The 14,759-nt window shown below is 72.3% G+C and carries 13 protein-coding genes; 6 read left to right on the top strand and 7 right to left on the bottom strand.

From position 1 onward, the window contains the following. Nucleotides 1-6 precede the first annotated feature (6 nt). From ABFX81_RS29305 to ABFX81_RS29295, 3 genes are all read left to right on the top strand, one after another. Nucleotides 7-1,623: an FAD-dependent oxidoreductase gene (locus ABFX81_RS29305; RefSeq protein WP_086854250.1), complete on the top strand. Its 1,617-nt coding sequence runs from the start codon at nucleotides 7-9 to the stop codon at nucleotides 1,621-1,623. Nucleotides 1,624-1,748: 125 nt separating this feature from the next. Next, nucleotides 1,749-2,420 carry an FCD domain-containing protein gene (locus ABFX81_RS29300; RefSeq protein ID WP_086854249.1) on the top strand — a complete coding sequence of 224 codons (672 nt, stop codon included), beginning with the start codon at nucleotides 1,749-1,751 and terminating at the stop codon, nucleotides 2,418-2,420. A 157-nt stretch (nucleotides 2,421-2,577) separates the two neighbouring features. Continuing rightward, entirely contained in the window at nucleotides 2,578-3,561 is a 984-nt protein-coding gene (locus ABFX81_RS29295) for a PAC2 family protein (protein WP_059419387.1), read from the top strand. Nucleotides 3,562-3,881: 320 nt separating this feature from the next. Here ABFX81_RS29295 and mshC read toward each other — a convergent pair whose 3' ends face one another. The 4 genes from mshC to ABFX81_RS29275 form a co-directional block, all read right to left on the bottom strand. Further along, a complete protein-coding gene (gene mshC, locus ABFX81_RS29290) occupies nucleotides 3,882-5,111 on the bottom strand; it encodes a cysteine--1-D-myo-inosityl 2-amino-2-deoxy-alpha-D-glucopyranoside ligase (RefSeq protein WP_346138898.1) in 1,230 nt (409 codons plus the stop codon). Nucleotides 5,112-5,204: 93 nt separating this feature from the next. Then, nucleotides 5,205-6,035, bottom strand: a complete 831-nt coding sequence (locus tag ABFX81_RS29285; protein ID WP_346138897.1) for an SCO1664 family protein — start codon at nucleotides 6,033-6,035, stop codon at nucleotides 5,205-5,207. Beyond that, nucleotides 5,999-6,589 carry a DUF3090 domain-containing protein gene (locus ABFX81_RS29280; RefSeq protein WP_086839541.1) on the bottom strand — a complete coding sequence of 197 codons (591 nt, stop codon included), beginning with the start codon at nucleotides 6,587-6,589 and terminating at the stop codon, nucleotides 5,999-6,001. Before ABFX81_RS29280 ends, ABFX81_RS29285 begins: the two co-directional genes overlap by 37 nt. 78 nt (nucleotides 6,590-6,667) lie before the next feature. After that, nucleotides 6,668-7,354 carry an MSMEG_4193 family putative phosphomutase gene (locus tag ABFX81_RS29275; RefSeq protein ID WP_086839543.1) on the bottom strand — a complete coding sequence of 229 codons (687 nt, stop codon included), beginning with the start codon at nucleotides 7,352-7,354 and terminating at the stop codon, nucleotides 6,668-6,670. A gap of 61 nt (nucleotides 7,355-7,415) precedes the next feature. Here ABFX81_RS29275 and corA point away from each other — a divergent pair, with 61 nt between their 5' ends. Further along, complete coding sequence (gene corA, locus ABFX81_RS29270) at nucleotides 7,416-8,411, top strand: magnesium/cobalt transporter CorA (protein ID WP_086839545.1); 996 nt, start codon at nucleotides 7,416-7,418, stop codon at nucleotides 8,409-8,411. A gap of 11 nt (nucleotides 8,412-8,422) precedes the next feature. On the opposite strand, the gene ABFX81_RS29265 is transcribed toward corA, so the two are convergent. Together ABFX81_RS29265 and ABFX81_RS29260 are read right to left on the bottom strand one after the other, a co-directional pair. Then, on the bottom strand, nucleotides 8,423-9,211 hold the full coding sequence (locus ABFX81_RS29265) for a ferritin-like domain-containing protein (protein WP_086839557.1): 789 nt from the start codon (nucleotides 9,209-9,211) through the stop codon (nucleotides 8,423-8,425). Between the two features lie 278 nt (nucleotides 9,212-9,489). Beyond that, nucleotides 9,490-10,545 (bottom strand): LLM class F420-dependent oxidoreductase, encoded by a 1,056-nt coding sequence (locus tag ABFX81_RS29260; RefSeq protein WP_086839547.1) that lies wholly within the window; start codon nucleotides 10,543-10,545, stop codon nucleotides 9,490-9,492. A 168-nt stretch (nucleotides 10,546-10,713) separates the two neighbouring features. Between ABFX81_RS29260 and ABFX81_RS29255 the strand changes: the two genes are divergently transcribed. Both ABFX81_RS29255 and ABFX81_RS29250 read left to right on the top strand, forming a co-directional pair. Next, the gene (locus tag ABFX81_RS29255) at nucleotides 10,714-11,700 is read left to right on the top strand and encodes an aldo/keto reductase (protein ID WP_086839549.1); all 987 of its coding nucleotides are present in this window, start codon (nucleotides 10,714-10,716) and stop codon (nucleotides 11,698-11,700) included. Further along, nucleotides 11,697-13,937: a helix-hairpin-helix domain-containing protein gene (locus ABFX81_RS29250; protein ID WP_086839551.1), complete on the top strand. Its 2,241-nt coding sequence runs from the start codon at nucleotides 11,697-11,699 to the stop codon at nucleotides 13,935-13,937. Before ABFX81_RS29255 ends, ABFX81_RS29250 begins: the two co-directional genes overlap by 4 nt. A gap of 65 nt (nucleotides 13,938-14,002) precedes the next feature. Here the strand turns inward: ABFX81_RS29250 and ABFX81_RS29245 are convergent, their stop codons facing one another. Further along, nucleotides 14,003-14,713: a hypothetical protein gene (locus tag ABFX81_RS29245; RefSeq protein WP_086839553.1), complete on the bottom strand. Its 711-nt coding sequence runs from the start codon at nucleotides 14,711-14,713 to the stop codon at nucleotides 14,003-14,005. Nucleotides 14,714-14,759: the final 46 nt, after the last annotated feature.

Below are 14,759 nucleotides of genomic sequence, written 5' to 3'. Positions count from 1 at the left end.
AACCGCATGACCAGTCAGTCCACCCTGCAGTCCGTGCCTGCCCTGGGGACCCACCCGGCCTCCGGCTCGAACCCGAGCCGAGCCGAGACCAGGGAGCAGCTCGCCAAGGCGTCGTACGACCTTCTCGTGATCGGCGGCGGCATCCTGGGCATCTCCACCGCCTGGCACGCCGCGCAGTCCGGCCTCAGGGTGGCTCTGGTCGACGCCGGCGACTTCGCCGGTGCCACGTCCTCCGCCTCCTCCAAGCTGCTCCACGGCGGTCTGCGCTACCTGCAGACCGGCGCGGTGAAGCTGGTGGCGGAGAACCACTTCGAGCGCCGTGCGGTCTCCCGCCAGGTGGCCCCCCACCTGGCGAACCCGCTCACCTTCTACCTCCCCGTCTACAAGGGCGGGCCGCACGGCGCGGCGAAGCTCGGAGCGGGCGTCTTCGCCTACTCCGCACTGTCGGCCTTCGGTGACGGCGTCGGACATCTGCTCTCGCCGGCCAAGGCCGCGCAGGACGTGCCCGAGCTGCGCACCGAGAACCTCAAGGCCGTGGCCGTGTACGGCGACGACCAGATGAACGACGCGCGCATGGCGCTGATGACGGTCCGCGGGGCCGTCGAGGCGGGCGCGGTCGTCCTCAACCACGCCGAGGTCACCGGTCTGCGCTTCACCAAGGGCCGCGTCACGGGCGCCGAGCTCAAGGACCGGCTGTCCGGCGACGAGTTCGGCGTCAACGCCCGGCTGGTGCTGAACGCGACCGGCCCCTGGGTCGACCACCTGCGCAAGATGGAGAACCCGGACGCGGCGCCGTCCATCCGCCTGTCGAAGGGCGCACACCTGGTCCTGAAGCGCACCTCCCCGTGGAAGGCCGCGCTCGCCACCCCGATCGACAAGTACCGCATCACCTTCGCCCTCCCCTGGGAGGACATGCTGCTGCTCGGCACCACCGACGAGGTGTTCGAGGGCGACCCGGCGGACGTCTCGGTCACCGAGCAGGACATAACCCAGATCCTCGACGAGGCCGCCTTCTCGGTTCGCGACCAGCAGCTCAGCCGCGACCTGATCACGTACTCGTTCGCCGGCCTGCGCGTGCTGCCGGGCGGCCCCGGCGACACCGCCAAGGCCAAGCGCGAGACGGTCGTCACCGAGGGCCGGGGCGGCATGCTGTCCGTCGCGGGCGGCAAGTGGACCACCTTCCGCCACATCGGCCGCACGATCATGAAGAAGCTGGAGACGCTGCCCGGCCACCCGCTCGGCGACGACTTCGAGCCGATCAGCTCCCTGCCGAAGAGGCTGCCGCTGCCCGGAATCGCCAACCCGCGCGCGGTCGCCCACCGGCTGCTGACCGACCGCCCGGCGCCCGGCCCGCGCATGGCGGCCGACACGGCCAGGCACCTGGCCACGCACTACGGCTCACTGGCCTTCGACATCGCCCGCCTGGCCAACGAGAGCCCCGAGCTCGCCGAGCGCGTCCACCCCGACGCCCCGGAGATCTGGGCGCAGGTCGTGTGGGCCCGGGACCACGAGTGGGCCGAGACGCAGGACGACGTGCTGCGCCGCCGCACGACGCTGACGATCCGCGGCCTGGCCACGGACGACGTCCGCGCCAAGGTGCAGGACCTGCTCGACAAGAAGTAGGCCCGGCCCGGGGGCTCCCGGTGCCGGGAGGGGCGGCTCCACGCCGACGGAGCCGCCCCTTCCGCGTTCCCGACCCCCATAATGACCTGATACGTCGGAGGTCTTGAGCGACAGGGAGGCCGGCCATGGCAGTCACCGACGAGGCGATCGAGAAGATCAAGGGCATGATCGTCTCCGGCGCGCTGCGCCCCGGCGACCGGCTGCCCAAGGAGAGCGAACTCGCCGCCGACCTCGGCCTGTCCCGCAACTCCCTGCGGGAGGCCGTACGCGCGCTGTCCCTCATCCGGATCCTGGACGTCCGGCAGGGCGACGGCACGTACGTCACCAGCCTCGATCCGCAACTCCTGCTGGAAGCCCTGAGCTTCGTCGTGGACTTCCACCGCGACGACACGGTCCTGGAGTTCCTGGCCGTACGCCGCATCCTGGAGCCGGCCGCGACGGCCATGGCGGCCCTGCGCATCAGTGAGCAGCAACTGGACGCGCTGACGGCCCAGCTGGACAAGCTCGGCGACGACCCGTCCGTGGAGGACCTCGTCGCCTGCGATCTGGAGTTCCACCGGGGCATCGTGCAGAGCTCGGGCAACTCCGTGCTGTGCTCGCTGCTCGACGGGCTGTCGGGCCCGACCACCCGGGCCCGGATCTGGCGCGGCCTGACCCAGGAGGACGCGGTCCGCCGCACCCTGCGCGAGCACCGGGCGATCCTCGCGGCCCTGCGGGACCGGGACGCCGAGGCGGCGCGTTCCTGGGCGACGGTGCACATCGCGAGCGTGGAGCAGTGGCTGCGCTCCTCGCTGTGACCAGGGCCTCACGGACAGCCCGGACGCATCCGGTGTGTTCAGGGCTGGATCGCGGGGCAGTGATGGGGTCACTCCCCCTGCGAGGGGGCTGCGGGCGCCCCCTTGGCACGCCGTAAGGTTGGGGGGTACGCGAGGGCACGTCGGAAGGAGGCGCTGGGTGATCGAGCTCGAGGGGGTTCCCGAGCTGATCGACCCGGTCATGGTGGCCGCGTTCGAAGGCTGGAACGACGCCGGCGACGCCGCCTCCACCGCGGTCGCGCATCTGGACAGGGAGTGGAAGGGCGAGGTCTTCGCGGCGCTGGACGCCGAGGACTACTACGACTTCCAGGTCAACCGCCCCACGGTGTTCTTGGAAGCCGGCGTCCGCAAGATCACGTGGCCGACGACAAGGCTGTCGGTGGTCCGGGTCGGCGGGGACAAGCCACGCGACCTGGTCCTCGTCCGGGGCATCGAACCGTCCATGCGATGGCGGTCGTTCTGCAACGAACTGCTCGGCTTCGCGCACGAACTCGGCGTGGAACTGGTGGTCGTCCTGGGCGCCCTGCTCGGTGACACCCCGCACACCCGTCCGGTTCCGATCAGCGGGACGACGTCCGACCCGGACCTGGCCCGCCGCATGGACCTGGAGGAGACCAAGTACGAGGGCCCCACGGGCATCGTCGGCGTCCTCCAGGAAGCCTGCACGCACGCGGGGGTCCCGGCCGTGTCCCTGTGGGCGGCCGTACCGCACTACGTCTCGCAGCCGCCGAACCCGAAGGCCACGCTTGCCCTCCTCAACCGCCTGGAGGACCTGATCGACGTGCGCATCCCGCTGGGCGAGCTGCCCGAGGACGCGCGTGCCTGGCAGGTCGGCGTGGACCAGCTGGCCGCCGAGGACAGCGAGGTCGCCGAGTACGTCCAGTCGCTGGAGGAGGCCCGGGACACCGCCGAGCTGCCGGAGGCGTCGGGCGAGGCGATCGCCCGGGAGTTCGAGCGCTATCTCCGCCGCCGCGACGGCGGCGGACCGACCGCCTCCGGCGGACACGCCACGGCGGACGGCAGCGACAGCACGTCGTACCTGCGGGACAACCCCAGCGGCCGCACCCGCCCGCCGAAGCCGCCCAAGCCGGGCACGGACGACGAGGAGTCGTCGGAGGACTGAGGACGGCCTCGCCCGTCGCGCGGGGGCGCCCGTGCCGGGCGGTCGGCGAGCGGGCGCCGGGCGACGCGTCCGGCCTGCCGGGACCACGCGGCCGGCCCGGAGGCGAACTCCGGCCCCAGCGGAAACCCTGTGCGCGGCACCCCGCCGCCTGCCGCCGCCGACGAGCCGGCGGGAGGCGCCAGGAGCTGCCAGCGCTTCGCCCGTCCCTCTGGCGCCCGCTCGCGGTCACGGCCTCACAGCCCGCCCGCGCCAGACCCCGACACCCGCACGTCAAAGGGGGCGTCTCCCGCTCGGGAGGCGCCCCCTCTGTCTGTTGTCGGTTACAGCGCGACGCCCAGCAGCGCGTCCACCGCGCGGGAGACCACCCCGGGGGCGCCCTCGTCCGTGCCGCCGTGCTGCTCCTGGTGAGCGGCCCAGCGGTCGACCGCGGTGAGTGCGGCCGGGGCGTCGAGGTCGTTCGCGAGGGCCTCGCGGATCTCCTGCACGAGCGCCTCCGCCGGCGGTCCGTCGGGCCGGGACACGGCGGCCCGCCAGCGGCCGAGCCGGGTGACGGCGTCCTGGAGGACCTGGTCGGTCCACTCCCAGTCGGCGCGGTAGTGGTGGGAGAGCAGCGCGAGCCGGATGGCGACCGGGTCGACGCCGTCGCGCCGGAGCTTGGAGACGAAGACGAGGTTGCCCTTGGACTTGGACATCTTCTCGCCGTCGAGGGCCACCATGCCGGCGTGCACGTACGCCTTGGCCATGGGGAACTCGCCGGTGAGGGCCTGGGCGTGCGAGGCGCCCATCTCGTGGTGCGGGAAGGCCAGGTCGGAGCCGCCGCCCTGGATGTCGAAGCCCATGCCGAGGTGGTCGAGGGCGATGGCCACGCACTCGATGTGCCAGCCGGGCCGTCCGCGCCCGAGCGAACCGCCGTCCCAGCTGGGCTCGCCCTCCCGGGCCGCCATCCACAGCATCGGGTCGAGCGGGTTCTTCTTGCCCGGCCGGTCCGGGTCGCCGCCGCGCTCGGCGGACAGCAGCCGCATCGCCGCGGCGTCCAGTCCGGAGACCTTGCCGAAGTGCGGGTCGGACTCGACCGAGAAGTACACGTCGCCTTCGAGCTCGTACGCCGCGCCCATGTCCCGCAGCCGCTCGACGAGCGGGACGATCCCGGGTATCGACTCGACGGCGCCTATGTACTGCCGCGGCGGCAGCATCCGCAGGGCCGTCATGTCCTCGCGGAAGAGGGCCGTCTCCTGCTCGGCGAGCGCGTCCCAGTCGATGCCGTCGCGCCGCGCCCGCTCCAGGAGCGGGTCGTCGACGTCGGTGACGTTCTGGACGTAGTGAACCTGCCGCTTGGTGTCGAGCCACACGCGCTGCACGAGGTCGAACGCGTTGTAGGTCGCCGCGTGACCTATGTGCGTGGCGTCATACGGGGTGATGCCGCAGACGTAGATACGGGCGACGGGACCGGGGTCGAGGGTGACCAGACCGCCGGTCGCGGTGTCGTGGATCCTCAGGTCGCGGCCCTGACCAGGCAGGGCGGGGACCTCGGAAGCGGGCCAGGCATGCATGCCTTGAGCCTAACCGGACTGAAGTTCCATATACGAATGGGAGCGGCCGGACGGCCGAGAAGGCGCTCTTGCGGGAGCTCGGCGTGTGTGCTGCTACACGGGGGGCCAGGGAATCGCCGGCCACTCCCCGCTCGGCTCCGGATGCTTCCCCGAGCCGAGCAGCGCGCCGACACGCGCGCGTGTGGCGTCGATCTCCGCGCCGGTGATCAGCGGCTGGAGCCGGGCGGCGAGGGGACCGCCCTCCGCCAGGTCCTTCCTGAGGCCTTCGAGGACGTCGACGGCCTCCCGCGTGAGGGGCTCCCCCGCCCACCCCCACAGCAGGGTCCGCAGTTTGTTCTCGACGTTGAAGGTGACCCCGTGGTCGATCCCGTACAGGCGCCCCTCGCCGGTCGGCAGCAGGTGCCCGCCCTTGCGGTCGGCGTTGTTGAGCACGGCGTCCAGCACCGCGAGCCGCCGCAGCCGCTCGTCGTCCGCGTGCACGAGGAGCGCGGTGCGGCCCTCGCCGACCTCGGCGAAGCCGATCGCCTTCCAGCCCGGCTCCGGTTCCTCCCCGTCGACCAGCGCGAGCAGCTCCGCCTCCGGCGCCGCCTCGACCCACAGCTGGCACATGCCCTCGCCGTAGGGGCCCTCGCGCAGCACGGTGGGCGGGACCAGGCCCCAGCCGGTCGCCTCGGAGACCTCGTACGCGGCGACCTCGCGCTGGGCGAGCGTCCCGTCGGGGAAGTCCCACAGGGGCCTCTCCCCGGCGACGGGCTTGTAGATGCAGGCCGCTTCCCGGCCGTCGTCGGACACCGTGCAGTACAGGGCCGCGTTGGACGCCTCACGGATGCGTCCGCGCACGGTGAGTTCGCCCCGGGCGAGCAGGTCGGCGGCGTCCGGAGGAGGTGTCACGCTCCGCGGCGGTATCCGTTCTGGCGCGGACATACGTGTCCTTCCGGGTCGAGCGGGAGGCTGCACAGCGGGCACGGCGGCCGCCCGGCGTTGACGATGTCGAGGGCGCGCTTGGCGAAGGCCCTCGCCTGCGCTCCGGTGAGCCGCACCCGCAGCATCGGGGGCCCGTTCTCCTCGTCCTGGAGCAGCCGTTCCTCGGCCTCGGCGAGGTCCTCCTCGGTGTCGGCGTCGAGCTCGACGAGCGCCTGCGCCTCGACGATCATCAGCTGCTCCTCGCCGTCCCAGGCGAGCGCCATGGTGCCGACCCGGAACTCCTCCTCGATGGGGGTGTCCAGCGGAGCGGTGTCGGTGATCTCCGACGGTGCGACGGCGGGGACGGCAGCGCTGCCTCCGCTACGGCGTACGACCTCGTCGAGCAGTTCGTCCATGCGTTCGGCGAGTGCGGCGACCTGGGTCTTCTCCAGGGCCACGCTGGTCACCCGGGAGCCGGCGGTGGCCTGGAGGAAGAACGAACGGCGCCCGGGCAGTCCGACCGTACCGGCCACGAAACGCTCCGGATGGTCGTAGAGGAACACCTGACGGGACACGTCCTGTCTCCATTGGAATCGTGGGGGCCGTGTGGCCACGGCACTGCTGCGACCGCTTCACCCTACTGCGGCCGACGATCACGGTGCGCCCGCACCACCCCCGACGGGGGCCTCGTCGCCCGGCGGTTCCTCGCGCGGCACCAGGGACGTGAAGTCGCCCGTGTCGCCGAGGCGGACGAGAAACGGCCGCAGTCGTGTGTAGCGGATCGCGGTGATGGAACACGGTTCAACGGAAATCCGCTGGAAGAGGTCCAGATGAAGTCCGAGTGCGTCCGCGACGAGCGACTTGATGATGTCGCCGTGCGAGCACATGAGGTAGACGGCGTCGGCGCCGTGGTCGCGCTCCACGCGCGCGTTCCACTCGCGTACGGCCTCGGCGGCGCGTGTCTGCATGGCCCGCATGGACTCCCCGCCGGGGAACGCCGCCGCGGAGGGGTGCGCCTGCACGACCTCCATCAGGGGCTGGTCCTTCAGCTCGTCGAGCTTGCGTCCCGACCAGTCGCCGTAGTGGCACTCGCCGATGCGCTCGTCGGTGTGCGGAGTGAGTTCCGGCCGGGCCCGGAGAAGGGGCCGGATCGTCTCCTGGCAGCGCTGGAGCGGGCTGGTGACGATCTCGGCGAGCGGCAGCTCGGCGAGCCGCCCGGGCAGCGCGGCGGCCTGTGCCGCGCCGCGTTCGTCGAGGGCGACACCGGGCGTCCAGCCGGCGAGCAGTCCCTCGGTGTTGGCGGTGGAACGTCCGTGCCGGACCAGGATCAACGTGGGCATGCGGTCCAGCGTAGGCGCACGCGCGCGTACGGTGTCCTTCGAGTGACGGGAGAGTCTCTTCGTGATCGTCGACTGTGCCATCTACCGCGACGGACACCGGTCGGAGGGGCCGGAGGACTTCTCCGACGCCCTGGGTGAGGCCCGTGCGGCGGGCGGTTTCGTGTGGATCGGGCTGCACGAGCCGACGGAGCGCGAATTCGACCATGTGACCCAGGAGTTCGGGCTCCATCCACTGGCCGTCGAGGACGCCCTCAAGGCCCACCAGCGGCCCAAGCTGGAGGTGTACGACGACTCGCTCTTCGTGGTGCTCAAGCCGGTGACGTACGAGCCGCAGAGCGACACCGTCTCGGCCGGCGAGCTCATGATCTTCCTGGGCGACTCGTTCGTCGTGACCGTCCGGCACGGCGAGGGCGGCCCGCTCAAGGCCGTACGGCAGCGGCTGGAGCACGAGCCGGAGCTGCTGGGCAACGGCCCCACCTCCGTGCTCTACGCGGTCGCCGACGCCGCCGTCGACCACTACCTGGACGTCGCGATGGAACTGCAGGCGGACCTGGAGGGGCTGGAGGCGGAGGTCTTCTCCCCGGACGACGGGGGCTCGCGGCACACCGCGTCCCGGATCTACAACTTCAAACGGCAGGTCCTGGAGTTCCGCCGGGCGACCGGACCGCTGGCCCTGCCGATGAGCCGGCTGGCGGGCACGGCACCGTCCGGCGTGGCGGTGCCGTTCGTGGACGACCGGGCGCGGCCCTTCTTCCGGGACGTGAGCGACCACCTCACGCGCGTGAACGAGTCCGTGGAGAACCTTGACCGGCTGGTGTCGGACATCCTCTCCGCGCATCTGGCGCAGATGAGCGTCCGGCAGAACGACGACATGCGGAAGATCTCCGCGTGGGCGGCCATGGCCGCGATCCCCACGATGATCGCGGGGATCTACGGCATGAACTTCGAGCACATGCCCGAGCTGCGCTGGGAGTGGTCCTACCCGGTGCTGATCCTGGTGATGGCGGTTCTCGAGGTGCTGGTGTTCCGGCTGTTCAAGCGCCGGGGCTGGTTGTAGACGGGGCCGTCTCAGGCGAACTCGGGTGCCGCGGACGCGGGTCCGCCGAGGGCGTCGCGGCGCTCAGGCATCCTCAGCGACACCATCCGGCGCCAGCCGCCCAGCCGTTCGTACGCGTACATAGCGTGGATGCCCGCCGCGAGCACCGCCGACTTGGCCCTGGACCAGCCGAGGATGCGGCCCATGTTCGCCATGACCGCGAGGCTGACGTCCCGGTAGATCCGGATCTCGGCGAGCGCGCACTCGCGCAGGGTCCGCTGGATGGCCCGGCCGTGGCCCGCGTGGGCGAAGCGCAGCAGTTCCTCGTGGCAGTAGGCGAGGTGGTTGTCCTCGTCGTTGGAGATCTGCCGGACCGCGCGGCCGATGCCGGGGTCGTCGGCGAAGTGCTTGCGGAGGAGTGCCATCTGCTCGGAGGCGCGCTGTTCGGTGACCCTGCTGTGCGAGAGGTACGTGACGATGTCCTGGACCGTGAGCCGCTCGTCGCGCTTGAGGTGCTCGTGCGCGAGGCCGATGCCGTTCTTCTCCAGGAGCATGGTGTAGTCGGTCTCCGGCGGGACCGGGACGGGGTCGAGGCCGCGCTTCTTCAGCAGGGCGTTGAAGATCCGGCCGTGCTTGTCCTCGTCGGCGCCGTGCCGGGTGATCTTGGGGGCGAGTTCCCGCTCGCTGTCGGGGACGAGCGCGGCGATCCGGGCGTTCTCCCAGCCTCCCTGGGACTCACCGCTCGCGGCGATGGAGCAGAACAGGGCGAAGGACTCGTCGTTGGCGAGGATCTCCTGGAACACACTCTTGGCCGAAAGCATCGTGAGCACCTCTCCCGCGCTCGTGCGCGTGCTGCGTGACTCCGCAGGAATCCGCCGAGAACGAGTCAAGTGCGGGGCGGCAGGTGGTGCAACAGGTAGGTCGGACAAGTCCGCCGAATGGAGGACACAGGAGACCGGCATCGCTGCGGGCGGTCGTGCCCCGGGAGTGAGGGAGATCCCGGCGTAACCGCCGGGGGGCGCACGGCGTTGTTCCGCGTGACGGCCGTGGCGGGGAAGACCCCCGAGCCCCCACCACGGCCGCAGACAACTCCGCCGGGTCAGGCGAGCCCGGCGCGCTCCAGGGCCTCCGTGCCGGCGCGGAGGGAGGCGAGCCGCTCGTCGAGCGTGAAGCCCGCCGGGGCGAGGCTCAGGGTGGTGACGCCGGCCTCCGCGTAGGCCTTCATCCGGTCCGCGATCCGGTCGACGGAACCGAGCAGCGTGGTCTTGTCGATCAGCTCGTGCGGTACGGCGGCCGCGGCGCCCTGCTTGTCGCCGGACAGGTACTTGCCCTGGATCTCGGCGGCCTCCTTCTCGTAGCCCATGCGCTGGGCGAGCTGGTTGTAGAAGTTCTGCTTGGGGCTGCCCATGCCGCCGACGTACAGCGCGGTGTAGGGGCGGAAGGTGTCGGCGAGCGCGGCGACGTCCTTGTCGTCACCGACGGCGAGCGGGACGGTCGGGCAGACGTCGAACCCGTCGAGTGTCTTGCCGGCCTTCTCGCGCCCGGCGCGGAGGTACTTGATCGTGGTTTCTTCGAGGTGGTCGGCCGAGGGGAAGATGAGGAGCGCCCCGTCGGCGATCTCGCCGGTCTGCTCCAGGTTCTTCGGGCCGATCGCGGCGATGTACAGCGGGATGTGCTCGCGCTGCGGGTGCACGGTCAGCTTGATGGGCTTGCCCGGGCCGCCGGGCAGGGGGAGCGTCCAGTGCTGCCCCTCGTAGGACAGGCGCTCGCGCGTCATGGCCTTGCGGACGATCTCGACGTACTCACGCGTGCGTGCCAGCGGCTTGTCGAACTTGACGCCGTACCAGCCTTCGGAGACCTGCGGGCCGGAGACGCCGAGGCCGAGGCGGAAGCGGCCGCCGGAGAGGGAGTCGAGGGTGGCCGCCGTCATGGCGGTCATGGCGGGCTGGCGGGCCGGGATCTGGAAGATGGCGGAGCCGACGTCGATGCGTTCGGTCTGGGCGGCGACCCAGGTCAGTACGGTGGCGGCGTCGGAGCCGTAGGCCTCGGCGGCCCAGCAGACGGCGTATCCGAGCCGGTCGGCCTCCTGGGCGACGGCCAGGTTGTCCGCGTCCATTCCGGCACCCCAGTAGCCGAGGTTGATACCGAGCTGCATGCCGAATCCCCTTACCGATCAGTAACGTGCACGTGCGGAGACCTTAGCGCGCGGCTCGGTGGGGGCCTAGCCGTGGGCGGCCGTGCCGGGCAACTCGCGGCCGGCCCCCGGAAATCGGCTGTCCACAGCCCACCACACGGAAGGTTCTGGCCAGTAATCTCGGCGTTCATGGAGCAGAGGCATCTCGGCCGCACCGGCCTGCGTGTGTCCCGGATCGGGCTCGGCACCCTGACCTGGGGACGGGACACCGACGAGCACGACGCCGCGGACCTGATGAAGACGTTCTGGGAAGCGGGCGGGACCCTCGTCGACACCGCGGACGTGTACGGCGACGGAGAGGCCGAGTACCTGCTCGGGAGGCTCATGGACGGCCTGGTGGCCCGCCGGGACCTGGTCATCTCGACCAAGGCCGGCAGCGTGCCGGACCCCGACCGCCGCTTCGACACCTCCCGCGGCCATCTCCTCTCCGCGCTGGACGCCTCGCTCTCCCGGCTCGGCACCGACTACGTCGACCTGTGGCACGTGCACGCCTTCGACCCGGACACCCCGCTGGAGGAGACCCTCCAGGCCCTCGACCTCGCGGTCGCGAGCGGCCGTGCCCGCTACGCCGCCGTCTCCAACTTCTGCGGCTGGCAGCTGGCCAAGGCCGCGACCTGGCAGCTGGCGGCCCCCGGCACCCGGACCCGGCTGGCGGCCACGCAGCTGGAGTACTCGCTGCTCCAGCGGGGCGTCGAGCGCGAGGTGCTGCCTGCGGCGCTGGACCTGGGCATCGGGCTGCTGCCGTCCTCGCCGCTGGGGCGTGGGGTGCTCACGGGCAAGTACCGGGGCGACACGACGCCGCCGGACTCGCGCGGTGCCTCGGAGCACCTCGCGCCGTTCGTCGCGCCCTATTTGGACGACACGGCAAGGCGCATCGTGGACGCCGTGACGACCGCGGCCGACGGTCTCGCGGTGACGCCGCTCCAGGTGGCGCTGGCCTGGGTCCGCGACCGGCCGGGGGTGACCGCGCCCGTCGTCGGCGCGCGCAACGCGCAGCAGCTCACGGCGGCATTGTCAGTGGAGACCCTTAGTCTTCCTGACGAGATCTGCCGGGCGCTCGACGACGTGTCGGCGCCCGTGCACCGCTATCCCGATCACGACTGGAGCACGCTGTGAGCACGGAGCCGGAGACCACGGAGGACGCCGAGCCGGGGACGCCGACCGGTGGTGCGGAGACCGAGGCCACCGAGGAGGACGCGGCCGCTTCCGGTGAGGTGCCCGAGGCCGAGGTGACCGAAGGTGAGGCGCCCGCAGCCGAGGGGGCCGAAGGGGACCCGGCCGCTTCCGGTGAGGTGCCCGAGGCCGAGGCCGAGCTGCGGGCCCAGCGCGCCGAGCGGGAGCGCATCGAGCAGCGCAAGGCCGAGAAGAAGACGCCGATCGAGGCCGGCACCAAGCTGAGCGGCAAGGCCGCCGATCTGCTCGCGGCCGTACGGGCCGTGGAGAGCGGCGAGAAGCCGGTCGCCACAGTGTTCGAAGACCCGGAGCCCGCTCCCCGACGCTCCGCCCCGGAGCCGGTACGACGGCCGCAGCCGGTGGCGGCCGAGGCCGTCGCCGCGTCGACGGCTCCCACACCGTCGGCGGTGCAGGCCGTACGGCAGGTGCTCGGCGCGGGCGGTGCTCCCGAGGCGCTCGCGCCGCAGGTGGCAGCGGCACTGGGCGAGGGCGCGGACGAACTGCTGCGCGCGGACCCCTGGCAGTTGCTGCGGGTCGCCGGCGTGCGGCCCGAGCAGGCCGACGGGTTCGCGCGGGCCGTGCTCGGCGCCGAGTGCGGTCCGGACGACGAGCGGCGGGGCCGGGCCGTCACCGTCTGGCTCCTGGAGCAGGCGGCGCTTGCCGGGCACACCGCCCTGGAGATGCCGGCGCTCCTGGCGGCCCTGGCCCAGCGGGGTGTGCCGGACCCCGACAGCGCCGTGCAGGACGCGATCGCGGAGGGTGACGCCCTGGTCTTCCAGGACGCCCTGGAGGACACCGGTGCCGCGCCGGCCCGGAGCGAGGGGGAGGGCACGGAGGAGGACGAAGAGCGTCCGGTCCGTGTCCTGGTCGGCCTCGAGCGGTACGCGCTCGCGGAGGAGAGCCTGGCCGACGGCCTGGCCCGGCTGGTGAACTCGGTGCCCAAGCAGGACGGTTCGGCCGAGGACTGGGAGCGGGTCGCCGCCGCGGCCCAGGGGTCGACGGGTGAGCTGCTCCGCACGGTCGCCGCTCATGGCCTGGTCCTGCACACCGGAGGCGAGGCCTCCCTGACCGAGCCCGCGGCACTGCTGACCGCCGCGCACACCCTCGGCCTGCGCGCCTGGGCCGCCGCCCACGGCCCGATCGGCCGCACCCGCTTCGCGGCCCTGCTGCACCGGTCCGAGACCACGTCCAGCACCCCGTCCACCGACACTGGGTCACCCGGTGCCCACTCCCCCGTCGCCACCGTCGCCGGACTGCTCTCCGGTGCCGAAGGGCCTGGCCGGGACGCCGACGGGGCGCTGGATCTCGATCTGCTGGTCGTGCTCGACGCGCCGCAGCTGGATGTCGAGACGGCCGCGCTGCTGACGGAGTCGCTGCCCGACGGGGCCCGCCTGGTGCTGGCCGGGGACCCGGGCGTGCTGTGGTCCGTGGGTCCGGGCAGGGTGTTCGCGGATCTGCTCGCGGCGCGGATCTGCCCGCAGGTCGCCTCGCGGCAGCCGGATCCCGGGCCGCTGGGCGAGCTGGTCTCCGGCATCGGCATCGGTGAGCTGAACCAGGTCGAGGCCCCCGGCAAGGAGGTCGTGATCGTGCCGGTACGGGACGCGGGCGAGGCCGTGCACCGCACGGTGCAGCTCGTCGTGGACTCGGTGCCGCGGGCGATCGGCGTTCCGGCCGAGGAGACGCAGGTGATCACGCCGGGGCACGGCGGCGCCGTCGGCACGCGCGCGCTCAACGCGGCGTTGAAGGAGCGGCTCAATCCGGGCCCGGGCCGCTTCGGCGGCTTCGACCCCGGTGACCGGATCGTCTACTCCCCCGTGCCGGGCCGTGCGCTGCCGGGCCGCGTGGTGAAGGCGGACGCCGAGGGGCTGCACCTGTCCTGCGAGGGCGAGGACGTCGTCGTACCGAAGGAGTGGGTGGAGCAGGCCGTGCGGCACGGCTGGGCGCTCACCGCGCACCAGGCGGTGGGGAGCCGGTGGCCCGCGGTGGTCGTGGTGCTGCCCGGCGATGCCGCGCAGGCCCTCAGCCGGCCGTGGGTGTACACGGCGTTCGGGCGGGCCGACCGCCATCTGTCCGTCGTGCACGGTGTGGAACAGGCGTTGGCCAGGGCCGTGGCCCAAGTGCCGGCGAAGCCCCGCACGACCCGGCTTCCGGTGCTGCTCGCACCGCAGATCAGCGGCTGACGACGACGGCGGTGGCCACGGGGCCGTCCCCGTGACCACCGCCGTCGGGTGGCCGACGCGTGCGCTCAGCGGCGGTCCGCGTCCAGCGGCTCCAGGTCCTCGTCCTCGTCCAGATCGGTGTCGAGGTCCTCCACCAGCTCCTCCGCGTCGTCGTCATCGTCGTCGTCGATGCCGATCTCGTCGTCGAAGACGGCACTGACGTCGAAGCGGCAGACCACGCTCTGCGGATCGACCTGCTCGAACGGCGCCTCCAGCCACTCGCCCGGGTCGGCCGGTTCCTCCGCCGCCGTCACCCACAGCGTGGAATCGCCCTCCTCCAGCCCGAACTCCTTGTGCCGGGAGGCGATCTCGTCGGGTTCGAACTCGCCGAAGAGGAGGCCTAGCGCACCATGGATCGTCCCGGAGGCGGCAGGGCCGTTCTCGCCCTCCGCGGACTCGATCCGCTGCGCCTGCGCGAGCAGCCGCTGCGGCTCCCCCACCGCGTAGTCGCGGCGGATCAGTACGCTCAGCGCGTTCGGTTCCTCGGGCCCGGTGTACGGGGGCAGCGCGTCCTCCGTACCGGGGATCTCGAAGGGTGTGACCTCGTCATAGCGGTCGTAGAGCAGTTCGTCGTACACCTCTGCGGCCGCGGCCAGCTGGTTGAACGCCTCGTAGACGGCCGGGTCGTCCTCCCCCGACCTGCGTTCGACCGCGGCCAGGTGGCGGTCGAGCGCGGTCTTGACCGCCTCGGCGGCGGCGCGTACCTCGGCAGCGGTGGGCTGCGCAGCATCAGACATAGTGCAGACGCTATCCGTACCAGGCCCCAGCCCGCACAATAGATGC

The sequence above is a fragment of the Streptomyces coeruleofuscus genome, from assembly GCF_039532725.1.
Lineage (GTDB): Bacteria > Actinomycetota > Actinomycetes > Streptomycetales > Streptomycetaceae > Streptomyces > Streptomyces coeruleofuscus.
This window is presented reverse-complemented; position numbering and strand designations above follow the sequence as displayed.

What these genes read in the sequence shown, in the direction of transcription:
- ABFX81_RS29300 (WP_086854249.1), top strand. Translation starts at nt 1,749, where the DNA reads ATGGCAGTCACCGACGAGGCGATCGAGAAGATCAAGGGCATGATCGTC.
- mshC (WP_346138898.1), bottom strand. Translation starts at nt 5,111, where the DNA reads ATGCATGCCTGGCCCGCTTCCGAGGTCCCCGCCCTGCCTGGTCAGGGC.
- ABFX81_RS29245 (WP_086839553.1), bottom strand. Translation starts at nt 14,713, where the DNA reads ATGTCTGATGCTGCGCAGCCCACCGCTGCCGAGGTACGCGCCGCCGCC.
- ABFX81_RS29265 (WP_086839557.1), bottom strand. Translation starts at nt 9,211, where the DNA reads ATGCTTTCGGCCAAGAGTGTGTTCCAGGAGATCCTCGCCAACGACGAG.
- ABFX81_RS29305 (WP_086854250.1), top strand. Translation starts at nt 7, where the DNA reads ATGACCAGTCAGTCCACCCTGCAGTCCGTGCCTGCCCTGGGGACCCAC.
- ABFX81_RS29275 (WP_086839543.1), bottom strand. Translation starts at nt 7,354, where the DNA reads ATGCCCACGTTGATCCTGGTCCGGCACGGACGTTCCACCGCCAACACC.
- ABFX81_RS29260 (WP_086839547.1), bottom strand. Translation starts at nt 10,545, where the DNA reads ATGCAGCTCGGTATCAACCTCGGCTACTGGGGTGCCGGAATGGACGCG.
- ABFX81_RS29285 (WP_346138897.1), bottom strand. Translation starts at nt 6,035, where the DNA reads ATGTCCGCGCCAGAACGGATACCGCCGCGGAGCGTGACACCTCCTCCG.
- ABFX81_RS29255 (WP_086839549.1), top strand. Translation starts at nt 10,714, where the DNA reads ATGGAGCAGAGGCATCTCGGCCGCACCGGCCTGCGTGTGTCCCGGATC.